Annotated in this window: 19 protein-coding genes; 4 read left to right on the top strand and 15 right to left on the bottom strand. The window is 49.4% G+C overall.

Annotated elements, in window-relative coordinates:
- Positions 1-10: 10 nt before the first annotated feature.
- The 8 genes from rplV to RFF05_RS09195 all read right to left on the bottom strand — a co-directional run bounded on the left by rplV (position 11) and on the right by RFF05_RS09195 (position 4,241).
- Entirely contained in the window at positions 11-355 is a 345-nt protein-coding gene (rplV, locus tag RFF05_RS09160) for a 50S ribosomal protein L22 (RefSeq protein ID WP_409970040.1), read from the bottom strand.
- Positions 356-372: 17 nt separating this feature from the next.
- Positions 373-627, bottom strand: coding sequence for a 30S ribosomal protein S19 (gene rpsS / locus RFF05_RS09165; protein ID WP_409970041.1), 255 nt, complete (start codon positions 625-627; stop codon positions 373-375).
- 14 nt (positions 628-641) lie between these two features.
- Entirely contained in the window at positions 642-1,475 is an 834-nt protein-coding gene (gene rplB / locus RFF05_RS09170; protein ID WP_409970042.1) for a 50S ribosomal protein L2, read from the bottom strand.
- Positions 1,476-1,497: 22 nt separating this feature from the next.
- Positions 1,498-1,794, bottom strand: a complete 297-nt coding sequence (gene rplW / locus RFF05_RS09175) for a 50S ribosomal protein L23 (RefSeq protein ID WP_409970043.1) — start codon at positions 1,792-1,794, stop codon at positions 1,498-1,500.
- A complete protein-coding gene (rplD, locus tag RFF05_RS09180) occupies positions 1,794-2,417 on the bottom strand; it encodes a 50S ribosomal protein L4 (RefSeq protein WP_409970044.1) in 624 nt (207 codons plus the stop codon). The genes rplW and rplD overlap by 1 nt, the downstream gene beginning before the upstream one ends.
- Positions 2,418-2,437: 20 nt before the next feature.
- On the bottom strand, positions 2,438-3,157 hold the full coding sequence (rplC, locus tag RFF05_RS09185) for a 50S ribosomal protein L3 (protein WP_409970045.1): 720 nt from the start codon (positions 3,155-3,157) through the stop codon (positions 2,438-2,440).
- A 150-nt stretch (positions 3,158-3,307) separates the two neighbouring features.
- A complete protein-coding gene (rpsJ, locus tag RFF05_RS09190; RefSeq protein ID WP_409970046.1) occupies positions 3,308-3,619 on the bottom strand; it encodes a 30S ribosomal protein S10 in 312 nt (103 codons plus the stop codon).
- Positions 3,620-3,983: 364 nt separating this feature from the next.
- Positions 3,984-4,241 (bottom strand): helix-turn-helix domain-containing protein, encoded by a 258-nt coding sequence (locus tag RFF05_RS09195; protein ID WP_409970047.1) that lies wholly within the window; start codon positions 4,239-4,241, stop codon positions 3,984-3,986.
- A gap of 102 nt (positions 4,242-4,343) precedes the next feature.
- On the opposite strand from RFF05_RS09195, the gene RFF05_RS09200 reads away from it, so the two are divergent.
- The gene (locus RFF05_RS09200; protein ID WP_409970048.1) at positions 4,344-4,496 is read left to right on the top strand and encodes a hypothetical protein; all 153 of its coding nucleotides are present in this window, start codon (positions 4,344-4,346) and stop codon (positions 4,494-4,496) included.
- A gap of 48 nt (positions 4,497-4,544) precedes the next feature.
- Here RFF05_RS09200 and RFF05_RS09205 read toward each other — a convergent pair whose 3' ends face one another.
- From RFF05_RS09205 to RFF05_RS09230, 6 genes are all read right to left on the bottom strand, one after another.
- On the bottom strand, positions 4,545-5,240 hold the full coding sequence (locus RFF05_RS09205) for an SDR family NAD(P)-dependent oxidoreductase (protein ID WP_409970049.1): 696 nt from the start codon (positions 5,238-5,240) through the stop codon (positions 4,545-4,547).
- A gap of 12 nt (positions 5,241-5,252) precedes the next feature.
- Positions 5,253-7,109: an LTA synthase family protein gene (locus RFF05_RS09210; RefSeq protein ID WP_409970050.1), complete on the bottom strand. Its 1,857-nt coding sequence runs from the start codon at positions 7,107-7,109 to the stop codon at positions 5,253-5,255.
- 279 nt (positions 7,110-7,388) lie between these two features.
- Positions 7,389-8,828 (bottom strand): proline--tRNA ligase, encoded by a 1,440-nt coding sequence (gene proS / locus RFF05_RS09215; RefSeq protein ID WP_409970051.1) that lies wholly within the window; start codon positions 8,826-8,828, stop codon positions 7,389-7,391.
- 273 nt (positions 8,829-9,101) lie between these two features.
- A complete protein-coding gene (locus RFF05_RS09220; RefSeq protein ID WP_409970052.1) occupies positions 9,102-11,009 on the bottom strand; it encodes an ABC transporter ATP-binding protein in 1,908 nt (635 codons plus the stop codon).
- Positions 11,002-12,735 carry an ABC transporter ATP-binding protein gene (locus tag RFF05_RS09225; RefSeq protein ID WP_409970053.1) on the bottom strand — a complete coding sequence of 578 codons (1,734 nt, stop codon included), beginning with the start codon at positions 12,733-12,735 and terminating at the stop codon, positions 11,002-11,004. The genes RFF05_RS09220 and RFF05_RS09225 overlap by 8 nt, the downstream gene beginning before the upstream one ends.
- Positions 12,729-13,181, bottom strand: coding sequence for a MarR family winged helix-turn-helix transcriptional regulator (locus RFF05_RS09230; RefSeq protein ID WP_409970054.1), 453 nt, complete (start codon positions 13,179-13,181; stop codon positions 12,729-12,731). The genes RFF05_RS09225 and RFF05_RS09230 overlap by 7 nt, the downstream gene beginning before the upstream one ends.
- Before the next feature lie 615 nt (positions 13,182-13,796).
- On the opposite strand from RFF05_RS09230, the gene pflA reads away from it, so the two are divergent.
- The 3 genes from pflA (at position 13,797) to RFF05_RS09245 (ending at position 17,113) form a co-directional block, all read left to right on the top strand.
- On the top strand, positions 13,797-14,501 hold the full coding sequence (gene pflA / locus RFF05_RS09235) for a pyruvate formate-lyase-activating protein (RefSeq protein ID WP_409970055.1): 705 nt from the start codon (positions 13,797-13,799) through the stop codon (positions 14,499-14,501).
- 27 nt (positions 14,502-14,528) lie between these two features.
- Positions 14,529-16,772, top strand: a complete 2,244-nt coding sequence (gene pflB, locus RFF05_RS09240; protein ID WP_409970056.1) for a formate C-acetyltransferase — start codon at positions 14,529-14,531, stop codon at positions 16,770-16,772.
- Between the two features lie 125 nt (positions 16,773-16,897).
- Positions 16,898-17,113, top strand: coding sequence for a hypothetical protein (locus tag RFF05_RS09245; RefSeq protein ID WP_409970099.1), 216 nt, complete (start codon positions 16,898-16,900; stop codon positions 17,111-17,113).
- 285 nt (positions 17,114-17,398) lie between these two features.
- Here the strand turns inward: RFF05_RS09245 and RFF05_RS09250 are convergent, their stop codons facing one another.
- Positions 17,399-18,769, bottom strand: coding sequence for an IS4 family transposase (locus tag RFF05_RS09250; protein WP_409966964.1), 1,371 nt, complete (start codon positions 18,767-18,769; stop codon positions 17,399-17,401).
- Between the last annotated feature and the right edge of the window lie 44 nt (positions 18,770-18,813).

Raw genomic sequence — 18,813 nt, forward strand, 5'->3', positions numbered from 1 at the left:
GTCTCCTCCCTTATGCCTTCTCAGTCACACACAAGGTGACGTGAGAGGTGCGTTTGTTGATACGGAATGCACGACCTTGTGCACGAGGCATCATTCTCTTAAGAATGGGGCCTGGTGTTGCGAACACTTCGCACACCACAAGGTTTGCAGGGTCCATGCCGTCGTTGTTTTCTGCGTTAGCCACAGCGCTCTTCAACAGCTTCATCATTGGTTCAGATGCAGACTTAGGAGTCTTCATCAAAATAGCCATGGCGTTACCCACGCTCTTCCCGCGGATCAAATCGCAAACGATTTGAACCTTACGGGTGGAGATGCGGACATAACGCAGATGTGCTTTAGCAATTTTCTTTTCCATGTTAGGCATCTCCTCTCTTATTTATGACCACGGAAGGTACGAGTGGGAGCGAACTCACCAAACTTGTGACCAACCATGTCTTCTTGCACATACACGGGCACATGCTTGCGGCCATCATGGACTGCAATGGTGTGACCGACGAAGTCTGGGAAGATAGTGGAGCTACGGCTCCAAGTCTTCAAGACTTTCTTTTCGCCCTTTTCGTTCATTTCCTCGACCCGCTTGAGGAGCTTAGGGGCAATATACGGGCCCTTTTTAACAGATCTGCTCATATTAAAATGCCTCCTTACTTCTCGCCACGACGTTTGACAATGAATTTGTTAGTGGGGTTCTTCTTCTTACGAGTTTTATAACCCATAGCAGGCTTGCCCCAAGGGGTAACAGGGCCAGTACGGCCGATAGGTGCACGACCTTCACCACCACCATGTGGATGGTCATTGGGGTTCATAACAGAACCACGGACGGTGGGACGCCAACCCATGTGACGCTTACGACCAGCTTTACCAATGTTGATGTTTTCGTGTTCGATGTTACCAACTTGACCGATGGTAGCCATGCAGTTGATACGCACGATACGCACTTCACCAGAAGGCATACGGATTTGAGCGTCTTGCCCTTCCTTAGCCATCAATTGAGCGGAAGTACCAGCAGAGCGAACCAATTGTGCGCCACGGCCGGGATACAGTTCCACGTTGTGAATGATGGTACCCACGGGAATCTTGGCGATGGGCAAAGCATTGCCGGGCAGGATGTCTGCGTCGGGGCCAGTCATGATGATGTGGCCAGCTTTCAGGCCCAGAGGAGCCACGATATAACGCTTTTCGCCATCTTCGTACTCAATCAGAGCGATGTTAGCGGAGCGGTTGGGGTCATATTCCAGACGCAACACAGTGGCAGTGCCTTCTTTGTCACGCTTGAAATCGATGATACGATATTTACGCTTGTTGCCGCCGCCACGATGGCGAACGGTGATGCGACCATAGCTGTTACGACCAGCAGACTTTTGCAGAGTTTCAGTCAAGCTGGGCTCTGGTTTTGCCTTCTTGTCGATGCCGTCGAACCCGTTGACAGTCATTTGTCTTCTGGAAGGGGTCGTTGGCTTAAAAGTTTTAATAGACATAACGATACTCTCCTTCCGTTAATTAAACCATGCCTTCGAAGAATTCAATGGTCTTAGAGTCAGCGGTGAGCTGCACATAGGCCTTCTTCCAGGTCTTGGTTTTGCCCAGACGGCCAGCGCCTTGGCGCTTGGTTTTGCCGGGGACAGTCAAGGTGTTGACAGATGCAACCTTCACACCGAAGATTTCTTCAACAGCTTTTTTCACTTCAATTTTGCCAGCGTCCTTAGCCACTTCGAAGACGTACTTTTTGTCAGCCACAGCTGCCATTGCACGTTCGGTGATGATAGGACGGATAACGATGTCGTATGCAGTAGCCATTATGCGAACACCTCCTCGATTTTTGCCAAGGCAGCCTTATCCACAACCAAGCTACGAGCGTTGACCAAGTCATACACGCTCAAGATGGTGGCAGTGGTGGTCAGCACGCCGGGGATGTTGCGAGCGCTCTTGACGATGATGTCGTCTTTTTCAGCGGTAATCACAACAGCTTTGCTGTCGCAGTTGACAGCGCCCAAGAACTTGCGGAAGTCTGCGGTTTTGATGGCATCCATCTTCAGTTCGTCGATGATGATAATTTTGCCAGCAGCAGCCTTATCAGACAGAACAGATTTCAGAGCCAAGCGCTTGACTTTCTTGTTCAGGACATAGGAGTAATCACGGGGCTTTGGTGCGAACACGATGCCGCCGTGGGTCCATTGGGGAGCACGGGTAGAGCCTTGACGAGCGTGGCCAGTACCCTTTTGACGCCAAGGTTTCTTGCCGCCACCAGCAACTTCAGCACGGGTCAGGGTGCTTTGAGTGCCTTGTCTGCAGTTTGCCAAGTGATTTTTCACCACTTCGTGAACCACAATTTGGTTTGGTTCGATGCCAAAAATGGAATCGTTCAGTTCAACAGTGCCGACTTGTGCGCCAGCCATGTTCAATACATTGATAGTAGACATAAATTACAAGCACTCCTTTCTTATTTGTTACGGGCGGATGCCTTTTGTGGGTTACGACCGGAAGCCTTTTGTGGGTTGCTAGAGATGCCAGTCTCAACATTTTTAATGCGATGAGTCTTGACAGTGGACTTGATGGTAACCAGACCGCCTTTGGGGCCGGGCACTGCGCCACACACAACCAACATGTTCAGTTCGGAGTCGACTTTCACAACAGTGAGGTTTTGGACGGTGACTTGGTCAACACCCATTTGACCTGCGCCGATCTTGCCTTTGAAGATACGAGCGGGGTCAGTACCGGAACCCATGGAACCAGCGTGACGGTGAACAGGACCAGTACCGTGAGTTTCCTTCAAGCGGTGTGCGCCGTGACGCTTGATAACGCCAGCGAAACCGTGACCTTTGCTGGTGCCGGTAACGTCAACGAAATCGCCCACTGCGAAGGTGTCTGCCTTGACAATGTCGCCGATGTTCAGCTCAGCAGCGTTGTCCAGATCGAATTCTTGCAGGTGCTTCTTGGGAGACACGCCAGCCTTGTTCAGGTGACCCATCTCGGGTTTGGTCAGCTTGCGCTCTGCAACGTCTTCATAGCCCAGTTGCACAGAAGCATAACCTTCTTTTTCGACAGTCTTCTTTTGAACCACAGCGCAAGGACCTGCCTGAATGACAGTTACAGGGATCACTTGGCCATTTTCGTCAAAAATTTGAGTCATGCCGACTTTTTTGCCGATGATTGCTTTCATGTATATTCCTCCTGAAAGGTTATTGGTCGGCTTAGGTGACCGATGTAGGGGCGCCCATTGGGCGTCCGCACCAGCATTGCTCTGCCGACGTGACCCGCCTAGCTCTAAAATCGCTAAGCTTGGGACAGCAAACTAATTAATAGTGTGAGATTACAGCTTAATCTCGATTTCCACACCTGCGGGCAGTTCCAGAGCCATCAGAGCTTCCACAACCTTGGGGTTGGTATTGCTGATGTCGATCAGGCGCTTGTGGGTGCGGCGTTCGAATTGTTCACGGCTATCTTTGTACTTATGAACAGCACGCAGAATGGTGACAATTTCTTTCTTGGTGGGCAGGGGGATGGGGCCAGAAACAGTAGCGCCTGCACGCTTTGCGGTTTCCACGATTTTTTCTGCACTTTGGTCGATGACTTGATGGTCATAGGCCTTGAGACGAATGCGAATGGTTTGTTGAGCTGCCATTTGGTAATTCCTCCTAGTAATTCGTACGTAGTTTCTTTTTTTGACCTGCGTACGGCGAGAAAGTTTTCTACACGCTTATCCGTGCGTATCATTCCGACTTACGAAAAAATACCGCCCGTAAATAAACATACGGCCGGTACTGTAAACAAAGCGCAGCGATCTACGCAACATACAGATTCTTTCTCAGCCGCCCGATTCTCGGACATACTCCCCACAAGTTACCGACGTTAGTCGCAATCTCCTGGTTCATCGCAGTGCACGTTGGACTGCTTTCACAGTTGCGTGCTCATATAGAATATACCACTATTGACGGTTTGTCAAGAGGTTTTTGAAAAGTTTTTTGAGAAATTTTTTGAGGGGTCAATCAACGGATTTGCAGCAACTTTTCCAGCGATATATCCAATGCCTCCGCCACATCAAACAGCAATCCCACCGTTGGGGCACTATATGCCGTTTCTACACGCTGGATTTGATTGTGGCTATACCCTGCCAGTTCCGCCAATTGCATTTGGGTCAATCCCTGTTCTTTGCGATATCGCATAATATTCAATCCAATTTGAATGTGCAATTTATAATGTGTATCCTTCAACGCCATCACCTCTTGTCTATTGTACAAGAGCATCTCATTTATTTCTCCAACCCATATCGCGCAAATACGCGATATGGGTTGTATTTACACAATATATGTTGTATGATTGATACATATACGTTGGAGGTGGGAAAAATGGCAGATTATTTACGCATTTTAGAGGACGTTGATGAATTGCGCAAGCGTTGTTTCCTTCGTTTGGACAATCCAGATGATTACCCTCTCATCTATCACACACGCAACGAAAAAGAGGAAGGTGTTCCCACGAAAGAAACACCTTCCAAATAATCCCGTCCGCAGACGATAGTTTTTCACTTTTAGTCTTTAGTCCTTAGTTCAATAGATCATCCGCTTGGTCATGCCGCCGTCTACGACGATGTTGGCGCCGTTGATGAAGTCATTTTCTTCATCTGCCAAAAACAAACACACATTGGCAATGTCCCGTGGGATGCCCACACGGTTGGAGGGATGAATCTGATGGTCTCGAGGCTCTAGCACTTCATCTCCCGTGTGGATATAGCCAGGGGAAATGGCATTGACGGTGATGGGCGTGCCCATCAAAGACACGCACAGGCTGTTGGTCAGGGACACTATCCCCCCTTTGCTCATACCATAGAGCTCCCAATCCCCTTCATTTTGATGGAATCGGGTGGAAGCCAAGTTGATAATCCGCCCATAGTCCTGCCCTTGGTTTAAGGCGATGAACGCCTTTGCGCACAGGTAAGCGCCGCGGAGGTTTGTATTTAATATAGTATCATAGTCTGAAACTGACACCTCAGAGATGGGCTTTTCATATTTGGTGACAGCCCCATTGTTTACCAGCACGTGTGCCGTGCCGTAGCGCCGTTCTATCTGCGCAAAGGCGCAGTCAATATCCTCTGGCTTGGATAAGTCCATGGGGATATAGTCTATCCCTTCCAAAGGGCAAGGGTTCACATCTAGCACAATCACCCCAAACCCTTTGGCTAAAAAACCTTCCGCCATGGCCAAGCCAAGGCCGTGAGAACCCCCTGTTACGATTGCCTGTCTCATCCCACATCTCCCTTATCCTGCAAAATTGTGGCTCCAATAATATTGCAGTACATTATAATTGTCTACCAAGGTTTGCGCTTCGTCACTCAAGGTGGTGGTCATGGTTCCGTTTTCCCAATACTGTCCAGTGGGCATATTGATGATGGGCACCTGTGCCATGACGGCGTCCGTGGCCTGCAGATAAGCAGGACCCTCCCAGCCAATTTGTTCAAACACCACATTCATCAAAAAGGCTGGGCTCACGTCTGGCCCCTCCCCTACAAAATCATTGCCTGTGACTTGTTTTGCGGCATCGTTCGCCCAAATGACATAGGGGGTAGAATAGTATTCATACATCCCAGCCTCGGTGGAGAGATCAAAATCCATGCCGAGTTCAGCGTACACCGAATTGCCATCCCCAAACCAAGGTTTATGGTCGCCGAAGAACACCAGCACCACTGGCTCATCGCTTTCATTGAAATAGTCCATCAAATCCACCAGATAGTTGGACGTATCATAGATGGAGCCAAAGTAGTTGTTCATGATATAGGTGGACTCTTCACTATAGTCCCCTGTCACATACTGGTCACCCCACGTGTAGCTGTCCGTGGCGTACGGACCGTGGCCTTGATAGGTGATGCTATAGGAAAACATGGACTTGCCTGTTTCCAAATTCTCTTCCCACATAGTTTTCAATGCCGGGAAAAACACATCATCCATGCCCACGGCCCATTCGGTGATGGGGTAGAAATAGTTTTCTACAAACCAATAGTCTTCATACCCCAAGTATTCATTCACATTTTCACGGTTGTAAAACCATTCATAGCAAGGGTGAATGCCCATGACACTATAGCCTTGGTTTAAGAAGTACCAAGGATAGGAATTGGTATCGGTGCGGAAGGTAGGCAAATCGGTATAGCCTGTTAAAAACGACCGTTCACTGGTAACGGTGCCGCCAGCAAACACATCCACCACCAAATTGCCAGAGTAACTCTCTGCTTCCATGGCGTGGAGATTTTCATAGACCCCGTCCCACAGGCCATCGATGCCGTAGTCTGAAAAATCCGCATAGGCTTCTAGCATAATGCTGATGACCGACACCTGTTTGTCCTCCGGAATGTCCGCGCTTTCATATTGGCTCAGCAATTCTTGGGCATAGCCATCGCTGTACCCATCTGGAGCAGAGGGGAATGCCGATTGGATGCTGTACAAAAATGGATAGACAAAGCCTTTGGACTGATACACTTGGGTAGACGCCCATTGGTTGATATAGGTGATGTTTTTGGTGGTAACATTGTAGGTATATTCCTCAGACATAGCATTGCCTAGCCCCACAGCGGCCACCACCGTTGCCACCAAGCCAACCAAGCGCCAACGCCAACACCCTTTTACACGCCCACGGACAAACAGCCCTAAAAACAAGCCTCCCAACAACACGATGCAAAAGGCAATGATGATGAACCTATCGATTTGCGCCACATATTTGCCTGCCATATTGCCAGCTTCTCGCCAGTAAAAAAAATCCTCAAATAAAAAGGGATCGTTGCGGAATTTGATTTTAAAATAGTTGACAAAGGTAGTGGCCATTACCACCGCCGCCGTCAATCCATAGCTCCACACCACACGCCCAAGGAGACCATAGAGCACCAAGCCCAAAATCACCACTGGGGCGATGTTAAACAGCGCCAAGGGTGACACTTGAAAATAGCTGACAAACAACAACTGCCGAGAAAAGCTAGGGGCGCAATACAACGACAGCAGCCCCAGCCCCAACAATGCGGCCAGTAACCACCCCAAATTCCACGCCCAAAAAGCGCCCTTACGCTTGGCTGTCCAACCAGTGTCAGTGGTTTTTTGACGCAAAAACCCATTCCAAATTTTGTTTAACATCGCTATCCCTCCATAAATTCATCAAGCAAATGGAAAACGGGAGGGGCAGAGCCCCTCCCCTATCACAGCATTTGTGGAAAACCATCCATTTATGTAGGGGCGACCTATGGTCGCCCGCCCTTCCGATGGTGCGTGTGTATCCAGAGGCACGGACAGCCGCAAGGGCTGTCCCTACGAATGGTGCGTGTGTAGGGGGCGGCGTCCCCGACGTCCCGTTTCCCCATCGCAACGGATCGTTTTTCACTATTATTTCTTACTTATTACTTATTACTTATTACTTTAATACGCTACGCCCCAGAAAATATCGGTTTTGCAGGGCTTGCCGCACACTGGGCACACGCCCTCGGTGCCAGATTGTTCCAAAGGCATACAGCGAGAGGTAACCCCAGCTTCTTCCTTCATAGCCAATTCGCAAGCCAGTTCGCCACACCACTTGCTGGAGAGGAAGCCACCCTTGCCAGAGGCAATTTCCTTGGCTTCGGCTACAGAATTGATGGGGAAGGTGTTGTCTTCACGGTTTTTCAGTGCCATGGCGTACATATTGTTATGCACGTCATCCAGCATCGTTGCCACAGTGGCTTCCAAATCAGAAAGTGCCACCACGGTCTTTTCGCCAGTGTCACGACGGGCAATGACGCATTGTTCTTTTTCCATGTCTTTAGGGCCGATTTCGATGCGCAGGGGCACGCCCTTCATTTCGTATTCAGCATACTTCCAACCGGGGGAGTTGTCGCTGCCGTCCATTTTGGAGCGGAAGCCAGCGTCTGCCAAGCGGACACGCAGAGCGTCAGCCGCATCCAGCACGCCTTCTTTGTGCATAGCCACAGGAATGACCACCACTTGGATGGGGGCAATGCGAGGAGGGAGCACCAAGCCGTTGTCATCGCCGTGGGTCATGATGACGCCACCGATGATACGGGTGGACATCCCCCAAGAGGTTTCGTGGGGCGCCACTTGCTTGTTTTCTTTATCGGTGAAGAAAATTTCAAAGGCTTCGGCAAAGCCTTGACCGAAATAGTGACTGGTGCCACCTTGCAGAGCCTTGCGGTCGTGCATCATACATTCGATGGTGTAGGTAGACTCAGCGCCAGCAAATTTTTCTTTGTCGGTTTTCTTGCCACGGAGCACAGGCATCGCCAGCACATTTTCGCAGAAAGAAGCGTAGCATTCCAGTTGGTCTTCAGTTTCCACGATGGCTTCTTCAGCGGTGGCGTGGATGGTGTGGCCTTCTTGCCACAGGAATTCACGGTGACGCAGGAAGGGGCGAGAGGTCTTTTCCCAACGCAAAACGCTACACCATTGGTTGTATTTCATGGGCAAATCACGCCAAGAGTGGACGATGTTGCTCCAGTGGTCGCAGAACACAGTCTCAGAGGTGGGACGGATGCACAGGCGTTCTTCCAACAGTTCGCTGCCGCCATGGGTAACCCATGCACATTCAGGAGCAAAGCCCACCACATGGTCTTTTTCCTTTTGCAGCAGAGATTCAGGAATCAGCAAAGGCATGGACACGTTTTCGTGACCTGTCTTTTTAAATTCCCCATCTAAAATGTGTTGGATATTTTCCCAGATGGCATAGCCATAGGGGCGCAAAATGAACATCCCCTTGGTGGAGGTGTAATCGATGAGCTGTGCCTTTTTGCACACGTCGGTGTACCATTGGGCAAAGTCTACGTCACGGGCGGTGATTGCATCTACTTGTCTTTTATCTTTTGCCATGTCAATTCTTCCTTACTATTATATAATGTATGGGCGCAACAACGCCCTTTTTTACAACATACTATTCTATCTGGTTTACAAGGAATTGTCAACTGGGGATTTGTGAAGGTTTTGCAAAAGGCAAACAACGGGCGACCACAGGTCGCCCCTACAACAATCACAGTCGTAGGGAACGGTCTTGACCGTTCCGCCCCCCTAGCAACAATACCCTGAGAGACGGAATGGTCAAGACCATTCCCTACGCTTTGTATTTATGCCAAGGATACCACCCAATCAATCCAATTCTGCTTGGCCTGTATAGAGTTGGTGATACCGCCCTTGGTTTTGGAGCAGTTCGTCGTGGGTGCCACGTTCTAGCACTTCCCCTTGCTCTAGCACCAAAATAGCCTTGGCATTGCGGACGGTGGACAGGCGATGGGCGATGATGAACACGGTGCGCCCTGCCATCAATTTGTCCATACCCTGTTGAATCAAGCCTTCTGTGTGGGTGTCGATGGAGGACGTGGCTTCGTCCAAAATCAGCACTGGGGCATCGGCGCAAGCGGCACGGGCAATGTTCAACAGTTGCCGTTCCCCTTGGCTCAAACTACCACCATCGTCGGTAATCACCGTGTCATAGCCCTTGGGCAGGTGACGGATGAACCCATGGGCGTTGGCCAATTTTGCCGCCGCTTCCACCTGTGCATCGGTTGCATCTAGCATCCCAAAGCGGATGTTGTCGGCAATGGTGCCTGTGAACAGATGGGTGTCTTGCAACACCATGCCCAGCGAACGACGGAGAGATTCTTTGCGAATATCACGGATTTCAATGCCATCAAAGGTGATGGTGCCACGTTGGATATCGTAAAAACGGTTGATGAGGTTGGTGATGGTGGTTTTGCCTGCGCCAGTGGAGCCAACGAAGGCGATTTGTTGCCCTGCCTTGGCATGGAGAGACAGATTTTTCAGCACCTTTTGCCCTTCCACATAGCCAAAGTCCACGTCGGTGAACCGCACCAGACCTGCCAGCGGAACCAGACCTTCAGCGGTTTTCCATGCCCACAAACCTGTGCGGTTTTGGGCTTCTTGCAAGGTGCCGTTGGTCTCTTCCACGCTGACCAAGGTGACGGTGCCGTTGTCGATTTCGCTGGCTTGTTCCATCATGTCAAACACACGCTCAGCACCTGCCACAGCAGACAAAATGGTGTTGGATTGTTGCGCCACTTGGCTCACAGGTTGCACCACTTGGCGAGAATAGTTTAAAAAGGTGACCAGTGTGCCCAAATCCCCTGATTGCACCGCTAAAATACCGCCCACGCAACAGGTGATGGCGTAGTTGATGTGCCCTAGATTGCCCATCATAGGCATCATGGCACCCGCAAAGGATTGGGCGGTGGTGGCACTTTGGCGATAGGCTTCGTTTTTTACGGCAAATTCCGCCTTAGAAGGCGCTTCACGACAGAACACCTTCACCACCTTCTGCCCTGTAATCATTTCTTCCACATAGCCGTTGACAGCCCCAAGGGTTTGCTGTTGTCCTTTGAAAAACGCACCAGACTTGCCACCCACAATGCGGATGGCATTCATCATCACAAACAGGGATAAAAAGGTCACCAGCGTCAACACAGGGGATAGGATTATCATCATAATGATGGTGCCAGCAAAGGTCAATCCACAGGATAGGAAGCTGGCAAAGCTGTTGTTTAACGCTTCTGACACGGTATCGATGTCGTTGGTGAAACGGCTCATCAAATCCCCGTGGGGATGGGTGTCAAAGTAGCGCAAGGGCAAGGTCTGCATTTTTTCAAACAGGTCACGGCGGATATTTGCCACGGCATTTTGCCCGATATACACCATCAATCGTGTGTACAAAAAGGTGAGCAACGCCGCCGTCAAATACAGCCCACCCATCAAGAGCAGAGTCTGTGCCAAGCCTTCAAAATCACCGGGGATGATATAGTCATTGATGGCTGGTTTCAAGAGATACGACCCCATAACGGTGCAGGCAGAACTGCCAACCAAACACAGTGCCACCAGTCCCAACTGGAGACGATAGGGGCGCAGATACACCATCAGTTTTCCAAGGGTTTCCTTTAAATTCTTTGGCTTGGCACCGCCGCCGAACCGAGGGCCGCTGGGGCCGGGACCGGGGCCAAAACTTGGACCTTTTGGGGGTGGTCCCCCTTGTTGCTTGTTATCCATTGTCGTCCACCCCTTTCTGTTGGGCATCGTAAATGCTACGATAAATTTCGCTACGTTCCATCAAGTCGCCATGAATGCCTTGGGCAGAAATCCGCCCATCGTCCATGACCAAAATCAAATCTGCATCCATGACAGAGCTAATCCGCTGGGCAATGATAATCTTGGTTGTATCGCCCAAATCTTCCGCAAAGGCTTTGCGGATTTTGGCATCGGTGGCGGTGTCTACCGCTGAGGTGGAGTCGTCTAAAATCAAGATTTTAGGCTGTTTCAAAATGGCACGGGCAATGCACAGGCGCTGTTTTTGACCGCCAGAGACATTGACACCGCCCTGCCCCAAATCGGTGTTTAACCCATCTTCCATGCGGTCTAAAAATTCATCCACACAGGCAGATTCACAAGCTTTGAGCACCTGTTCCTCTGTGGCCTCTGGGTTGCCCCAGCGGAGATTTTCCAAAATGGTGCCAGAGAACAACGTGTTTTGTTGCAGCACCATGGCCACGCTGTTGCGCAAATTGTGGAGCGTGTAATCCCTCACAGGGCGGCCACCCACAGACACCACACCGCTATCGGCTTCATACAGCCGTGGAATCAGGGACACCAGCGTGGTTTTGGCACTGCCAGTGGCACCTAAAACCCCCACGGTGGCACCTGCTGGAATGGTGAGATTGATGTTCTCCAAAATCCAGTTGGGTGCATCTTTGTGGTATTTAAAGCTGACATTTTCAAAGGTAATGGTGCCATGTTCCACCAGCAAATCTTGGTTGCCGTTGTCAGAAATGGCTGGGGTTTCAGAGAGCACTTCACACACACGCTTGGCGCAGGCAATGGCACGGGTGGCCTGCATAGACACCATGGATACCATCATCAGTGCCATGAGAATTTGGGTCACGTAGGTGAACATAGAGGTCAGCTTCCCTACCTCCAAATCCCCAGCGAACACCATTTGACCGCCAAACCACAAAACAGCAATGATGGTGGCATAAATCACCAGCATCATGGTGGGCATGATGGTAATCACGGTGCCAAATGCCGTTTGAGAGGCTTTTTTCAGATCTTGGTTTTTCTCGTCAAACTGGGCGTTTTGATAGTCCTCTTGGGCAAAGGATTTCACCACACGGATGTTGGTCACATCCTCTTGCACCGCAAGGTTCAGACCGTCGATACAAGCTTGCAGCTTTTTAAACAGTGGCCCCACACGCACCAACATCATGCCGATGAACACCACCAGCACTGGGATGGCCACCGCAAAACTAAGAGACAGCTGTACGCTGATGAAAATCGCCAGCACCAACGCCGTCACCAGCATCACTGGGGCACGCACCATCAAGCGAATGCCCATCATCAACGTCACCTGAATGGCGTTGACATCGCTGGTCATACGGGTGATGAGAGAGGCGGTGGAAAACCGCTCGATGTTTTCAAAGGCAAAGTCTTGGATGTGGGCAAATTGGGCATCACGGAGATTGGCACCCAAGCCAAAGCCTGCCCGTGACGAGAAAAAGGCGGCTCCCACCCCAAAGCACAGGGAAATAATCGCCATTGCCACCATGGTCAAGCCTTTGACGGCAATGTAATTGACGTCGCCGTTGGCAATGCCAATGTCCACAATATCTGCCATGACAAGGGGAATCAGCAGTTCAAACACGGCCTCTGCCGCTGAGCAAATCACGCCAACGGCAATCCATTGGCGGTAGCCTTTGGTATAAGGCCAGAGTTGTTTTAGCATAAGTCTCGCTCCTGTTCTAAATGTCGTGCCATGCGAATGAGTAGGTCTCGCAAGGTTTTGTGCTCTTCTGGCGTGAAGCAGGCCGCCAATCGAGCCTCTCCTGCGTCCAAACCAGCTTTTAGTTCATGGTGTACCGTCCGCCCTCGTTGGGTCAAAGTGATGAGCCGTTGCCTGCCGTCGTTGGGGTCGGTGGCACGGGTCACCAAGCCACGCTCCTCCATCCGCTCCACCAACCCGTTCACCGTAGAGGGTTTGACGTGTAAATGCTCTGTCAGCCTACTTTGCACCGCCTGCCCCCCTGACTCATGGAGTTTCATCAGCATATGGGTTTGGGACAGAGTCATGTCGTAAATCTCCAAATGGGCTTCAATGATGGCACGGGATAGGTGGGCGTTGCGTCCTAGCAAAGCGCCCATAGGAATATCGTCGATATGTTTATCGTGCATCGTTACCTCCAAAACATTTAGTGCGCTAATCATTAGCGTGCTAATCATACCACCATTTCTTTTGCTTGTCAAGGGGATTTATGTCTATTTTTTGAATAATTCATGAATAAATACTGGTATTTATTGGTTATTGTAAACAATATATGAAGGTTCCCAAAAGACTATTGACTTTTCTTTCCATAGGCTTTATGATAGCCCCATCAAGTAAAGCACTTGATTTTCATGATTCATTTCCCTCTCCTTTCTCTTATACCAAAAAATGAACTGACCGACCAGCTTTTTGCTGGCCGACCTTTTCATTTGGCTTCTTATTGTTATTTTTATAACGATGTTTTGCTCGGCGTGCCAACGGCACGGACACACCATTGGCTGTCATATAAGACAAAGACAGGGAGCTCTTCTTTTTCCAAGTATTGTTATTTTTGTAACAATATATAAAGAAACCGTCTATTTGCCACCAAACCTATGAAAAAGTTTATCACCTTTGCCCAGTACTTTTCTCTTCCCTTTTCATTATTTGTGGTGTATAATAGGCCATGGATACAAGATGATGTGGTAAGTTATAACTAATTTTTACATATATTGTAACTAGGATATTGCGAAAGGGGGCACCCCATGACTGGATATATTCACTCTGTAGAAACCATGGGACTGGTGGACGGCCCCGGTGTACGCACGGTGGTTTTTTTGCAAGGCTGTCCGTTGCGATGCCAATACTGCCACAACCCCGACACGTGGACGCCCCAACTAGGCACTGCACGAACAGTGGATGACTTGGTCAAACAACTGGTGCGGATGAAGCCTTACTTTAAAAGTAGTGGCGGTGGGGTCACCTTCTCTGGTGGCGAGCCCCTGCTCCAAGCCGATTTTGTCACCGCCTGTATGAAGGCGCTGAAACATCACGGCATTCACACTTGCTTGGACACCTCTGGCTCAGTGGTTGGTGATTTCACCGACTTACTGTCCCAAACCGATTTGATTCTCTACGATTGCAAGCACCCTGACCCAGAGGGCTATCACCAGCTCACCGCTGGCAAGCTCTCTGTCACCGAAGGCTTCTTGCAACAAGCCCAAGACGCTGGCATTCCCCTATGGATTCGCCACGTGGTGGTACCCGGCATCACCGATGGAGACGCCCATATGGCACAACTCCAAACCTATATCAACCGCTTATTCCATGTGGAAAAGGTAGAACTTCTACCCTACCATATGTTAGGACATAGTAAGTATCAAAACCTGAACATCCCTGAACCGTTGGCGGATACACCTGCCATGGACAAAGCGCGATGTTCCCAGCTGCAAACAACCTATTTTCGTTAGTTTACACTTGAAAGGAAACACAAGATTATGTTACAAGAACTAAACTTTGACCAATGGGAAGGCTTCCGCTCTGGTGGTTGGAAACACACCATCGATGTAGGCTCCTTCATCCGCAAAAACTACACCCCTTACTACGAAGACGAAAGCTTTTTGGCTGACGCCACCCCTGCCACCAAGGCTGTGTGGGAAAAGTGCGAAGCTCTGTTGTGGGAAGAACAACAAAAGGGTATTCTCGGCGTAGAAACCGATCTGATTTCTGGCATCAACAACTACGAACCCGGCTACATCGACAAGGAAAACGAAGTGATTGTGGGGCTGCAAACTGACGCACCTCTCAAGCGCATTGTCAACCTCTACGGCGGTACCCGTATGGCAGAATCCGCTTTGGAACAATACGGCTACAAGCTCAACGAGCAACTGATGCACGACTTTAAGACCTACCGCAAGACCCACAACGAAGGCGTGTTCGATGCTTACACCCCTGCTATCCGTTTGGCTCGTAACGCTGGCCTTTTGACTGGTTTGCCCGACGCTTACGGTCGTGGCCGCATCATCGGTGACTATCGCCGTGTGGCTTTGTACGGTTTGGACGCTTTGGTGGAAGACAAGAAGCGTGATTTGTCTCACCTGACCGAAAACATCGACGCTAACCGCATTCAACTGCGTGAAGAAGTGTCCATGCAAATCCGCGCCCTGCAAGAAATGGGCGCAATGGCTCTGCGCTATGGCATTGATCTGTCTAAGCCTGCTAAAACCGCACAAGAAGCCATCCAATTCCTGTACATGGCTTACTTGGCTGGCATCAAGGAAAACAACGGCGCTGCCACCTCTTTGGGTCGTACTTCCACCTTTGTGGACATCTACATCCAACGTGACTTGGACCGTGGTCTGATCACCGAAGCCCAAGCCCAAGAACTGGTTGACCAATTCATCATCAAGCTGCGTTTGGTTCGTCACCTGCGTACCCCCGAGTACAACGAACTGTTCGGCGGCGACCCCACTTGGGTCACCGAAGTCATCGGCGGTATGACTGTCCGTGGCACCACCATGGTCACCAAGTCTTCCTTCCGTTACTTGCACGCACTGACCAACTTGGGTCCTGCACCCGAACCCAACATGACTGTGTTGTGGTCTGAATTCCTGCCCCAAGCCTTTAAGGAATACTGCGCAAAAATGAGCATCCAAACCGATGCCCTGCAATACGAAAACGACGACGTGATGCGTCCTTTGTATGGCGACGACTACGCCATCGCCTGCTGTGTGTCCGCTATGACCATTGGCAAGCAAATGCAATTCTTCGGCGCCCGTTGCAACATTGCAAAGTCCTTGCTGTACGCCATCAACGGTGGTCGCGACGAAATCAAGGGCAACGTGGTCATCCCCGGCATTGAGCCCATCACTGATGACGTGCTGGAATACTACAAAGTCCGTGATAACTACGAAAAGGTCATGGATTATGTGGCTCTCATGTATGCAGATGCCATTAACATCATCCACTATATGCACGACAAGTACGCTTACGAAGCCAGCCAAATGGCTTTGCACAGCACCAAGGTGGAACGCTTGGCAGCCTTTGGTATCGCTGGTTTGTCTGTGGCTGCTGACTCTTTGAGCGCCATCCGCTATGCAAACGTCCGCCCCATCCGCAACGAAGAAGGCTTGGCTGTTGACTTTGAAGTGGACGGTGACTTCCCCAAATACGGCAACGATGATGACCGTGCCGACGACGAAGCCATTTTCGTCACCCGTTACTTCTCCAAGGAGCTGAAAAAGCACCCCTTGTATCGTGACGCACACCACACCCTGTCTGCGCTGACCATCACCTCTAACGTGATGTACGGCAAGAAGACTGGTTCCACCCCCGACGGTCGCAAAAAGGGCGAAGCACTGGCTCCCGGTGCAAACCCCATGCACGGTCGTGACAACTCTGGCGCTTTGGCTTCTTTGAACTCTGTGGCAAAGATTCCTTACCGCGGTGTGTGCCAAGACGGTGTGTCTAACACCTTCTCCATCGTGCCCGACGCACTGGGTCATGACGAAGCTGGTCGCAAGGCCAACTTGGCTTCCATTTTGGACGGCTACTTCCACCAAGGTGCCCATCACCTGAACGTGAACGTGCTCAACCGCGAAATGCTGTTGGATGCGCTGGATCACCCTGAAAAGTATCCCAGCCTGACCATCCGTGTGTCTGGCTACGCCGTTCACTTCAACCGCTTGAGCCGTGAACAACGTGAAGAAGTGGTGCGCCGCACCTTCCACAAGAGCGTGTAATATAGCTAAACACTGAATACTACGTAGGGAATGGTCTCGACCGTTCCCTACGTTTTCTTAGTTTTTCATCACACATTCCCTCTCTCCAGCGCATACACGCCCTTAGAAAGCGAGAGCTGTACATCATTGAGCAAAACACCGCCGTGCGCCAAGCCACCAAAGAATTCGGTATCTCAAAATCCACCGTACATATGATCTTTACAAAACCGAACGGGGATGGTGATGGGGTGAAGGTTACTATCATAGGAAGCAGGGTGAATGGTCGTCATTCACCCTGCTTTTATATGCTCTTTACTTTTTCTTCCCCTCATATTCCAGTTCTACATCGCCAGTATCGTTAGCCTTCAACAACCTTACATTTTGTTAGGACGGTATGCACTGTGTTTGATACATCTTGGAGAAAAGTTGTGATATTTCATTGAAATTTTGTAACGTTTTTTATGTTTTTCTCTTGCAATGTACTATACAAAAGCGTATGATAAAAAAAGGAATTGTAAATAAAACAATGTCATTAAGTTAAGCTATTGAAACGCAAGAACAGCTAATAAAAAATCATCGGAATCTAAAAATGCGCAGGACAAGCAAGCAGATTTTTCAATCTGCTTGCTTGTCCTTATAACGTGGCATTACGCCAAGCGATAGAAAAAAGAGGTGTCGGTTCTGGGGTTCGTGTTGCGTCGCTTGCGTGGGTTTGAGGGCAAATTTCGCATGGGTGTTAGGTTTTTTGCGATGCAGGCTTCAACTTCGGCGACGGGTACATTCTTCCCAAAGAATTTACGACAAATTTGAGTGGCAACAGCGAAATTTATTTGATAAACCCGCTTTCTGGTAACTTTTTTTACAGCAATGCACGAGGTTATCAACTGTGTAAAATTGTATATAATCAACTTGGCGAAGATTTCTTGAAGAAGAAGCTTCGTCTTTTTGCTGTGAAAATACAGCAATCCGACGGTGAATTTCAAAGAGCGGAAGGACGTTTCGATACCCCATCGCTTGGCGTACAAATCCTTGAGGGCAGCAGAATCAAATTCACTTTTATCCAAATTTGTGGCAACCGTTTCGTAAGAATTTTCAGAAAGTTTAAAGCAAACGAGGCGAATATGTAACGGATATGGCTCGATTTTTTCATTTTTCTTTGTTTTGCAGGGTAAAAAATCAAATGGTGAACTATGGGCGATAAATTTCAGGTTTTGATTTTTGGCTTGCGCTGTTTGCTTGCGTGAAATGTGTAGCGTCAGTGAAACGTCAAACTCCTCACCAACAGGCAAAGATAATCCGTGACAAATACCGTTGCGTGAAGCAGAATCCTTCACTCTGACAAGGAATTTTTGCCCTCTTTCTTGCACATGAGCGAAATTATTGTACGATTCGTAGCCTCTATCAGCAATGTAAATGGTGGGTACTTTTGATTGATTACGTGCCACCATGGTGGCAAAGGCCTTGTTTTCACCCTTTTCAACCGTTGCATCCACGTAGGTTTTGCGCAAAATATCGTACATGGCGTTGAGGTGCAAAAGGTTAAAAGGCTTGGAGTCATTGGCCTTTTGATGGTAAGAATCCACTTCCTTTGGGTTGGTGGGAACGTGCAAACTAGAGCCATCCACAGCCAAAAGGCGGTAGCCACGGTGGGTGATGGGTTGGTTTGTTTCGGCAACAAATTGGTGGAATAAATCCTCGAAGGCAGTTGATTTGATTTTGTTTCGTTGTTGCACAAAAGCGGATACTGTAGGTGAGGATGAATGTATGCCGAATTGTTCGGATAATTCCCCATATAGTGTTTTTCCTGTGAGAGATAAGGTTGTTTCAATTACTTTTTCAAATGGTAACTTCCTATTTCGGGTGAAGTCTTTTTCTGGATTTTCAGCATATTTTACAGCGTTTTGCGAAAGGGCTTTTATGGATTTTTTTAGTGTTCTTTTTATGTTTTTTGTTGTGAATGTCATGTGTGCATCTCCTTTGTTATCAGCGTTATGCTCAATAACAAGGGTCGCCTTCATTGACTTTGGTCAATGAAGGCGACCGCACATTTTTTTGTAATTGT

It is taken from the genome of Bengtsoniella intestinalis, from assembly GCF_039719005.1.
Lineage (GTDB): Bacteria > Bacillota > Clostridia > Oscillospirales > Oscillospiraceae > Oscillibacter > Oscillibacter intestinalis.

What these genes read in the sequence shown, in the direction of transcription:
- rplV (WP_409970040.1), bottom strand. Translation starts at nt 355, where the DNA reads ATGGAAAAGAAAATTGCTAAAGCACATCTGCGTTATGTCCGCATCTCC.
- rpsS (WP_409970041.1), bottom strand. Translation starts at nt 627, where the DNA reads ATGAGCAGATCTGTTAAAAAGGGCCCGTATATTGCCCCTAAGCTCCTC.
- rplB (WP_409970042.1), bottom strand. Translation starts at nt 1,475, where the DNA reads ATGTCTATTAAAACTTTTAAGCCAACGACCCCTTCCAGAAGACAAATG.
- rplW (WP_409970043.1), bottom strand. Translation starts at nt 1,794, where the DNA reads ATGGCTACTGCATACGACATCGTTATCCGTCCTATCATCACCGAACGT.
- rplD (WP_409970044.1), bottom strand. Translation starts at nt 2,417, where the DNA reads ATGTCTACTATCAATGTATTGAACATGGCTGGCGCACAAGTCGGCACT.
- rplC (WP_409970045.1), bottom strand. Translation starts at nt 3,157, where the DNA reads ATGAAAGCAATCATCGGCAAAAAAGTCGGCATGACTCAAATTTTTGAC.
- rpsJ (WP_409970046.1), bottom strand. Translation starts at nt 3,619, where the DNA reads ATGGCAGCTCAACAAACCATTCGCATTCGTCTCAAGGCCTATGACCAT.
- RFF05_RS09195 (WP_409970047.1), bottom strand. Translation starts at nt 4,241, where the DNA reads ATGCTCTTGTACAATAGACAAGAGGTGATGGCGTTGAAGGATACACAT.
- RFF05_RS09200 (WP_409970048.1), top strand. Translation starts at nt 4,344, where the DNA reads ATGGCAGATTATTTACGCATTTTAGAGGACGTTGATGAATTGCGCAAG.
- RFF05_RS09205 (WP_409970049.1), bottom strand. Translation starts at nt 5,240, where the DNA reads ATGAGACAGGCAATCGTAACAGGGGGTTCTCACGGCCTTGGCTTGGCC.
- RFF05_RS09210 (WP_409970050.1), bottom strand. Translation starts at nt 7,109, where the DNA reads ATGTTAAACAAAATTTGGAATGGGTTTTTGCGTCAAAAAACCACTGAC.
- proS (WP_409970051.1), bottom strand. Translation starts at nt 8,828, where the DNA reads ATGGCAAAAGATAAAAGACAAGTAGATGCAATCACCGCCCGTGACGTA.
- RFF05_RS09220 (WP_409970052.1), bottom strand. Translation starts at nt 11,009, where the DNA reads ATGGATAACAAGCAACAAGGGGGACCACCCCCAAAAGGTCCAAGTTTT.
- RFF05_RS09225 (WP_409970053.1), bottom strand. Translation starts at nt 12,735, where the DNA reads ATGCTAAAACAACTCTGGCCTTATACCAAAGGCTACCGCCAATGGATT.
- RFF05_RS09230 (WP_409970054.1), bottom strand. Translation starts at nt 13,181, where the DNA reads ATGCACGATAAACATATCGACGATATTCCTATGGGCGCTTTGCTAGGA.
- pflA (WP_409970055.1), top strand. Translation starts at nt 13,797, where the DNA reads ATGACTGGATATATTCACTCTGTAGAAACCATGGGACTGGTGGACGGC.
- pflB (WP_409970056.1), top strand. Translation starts at nt 14,529, where the DNA reads ATGTTACAAGAACTAAACTTTGACCAATGGGAAGGCTTCCGCTCTGGT.
- RFF05_RS09250 (WP_409966964.1), bottom strand. Translation starts at nt 18,769, where the DNA reads ATGAAGGCGACCCTTGTTATTGAGCATAACGCTGATAACAAAGGAGAT.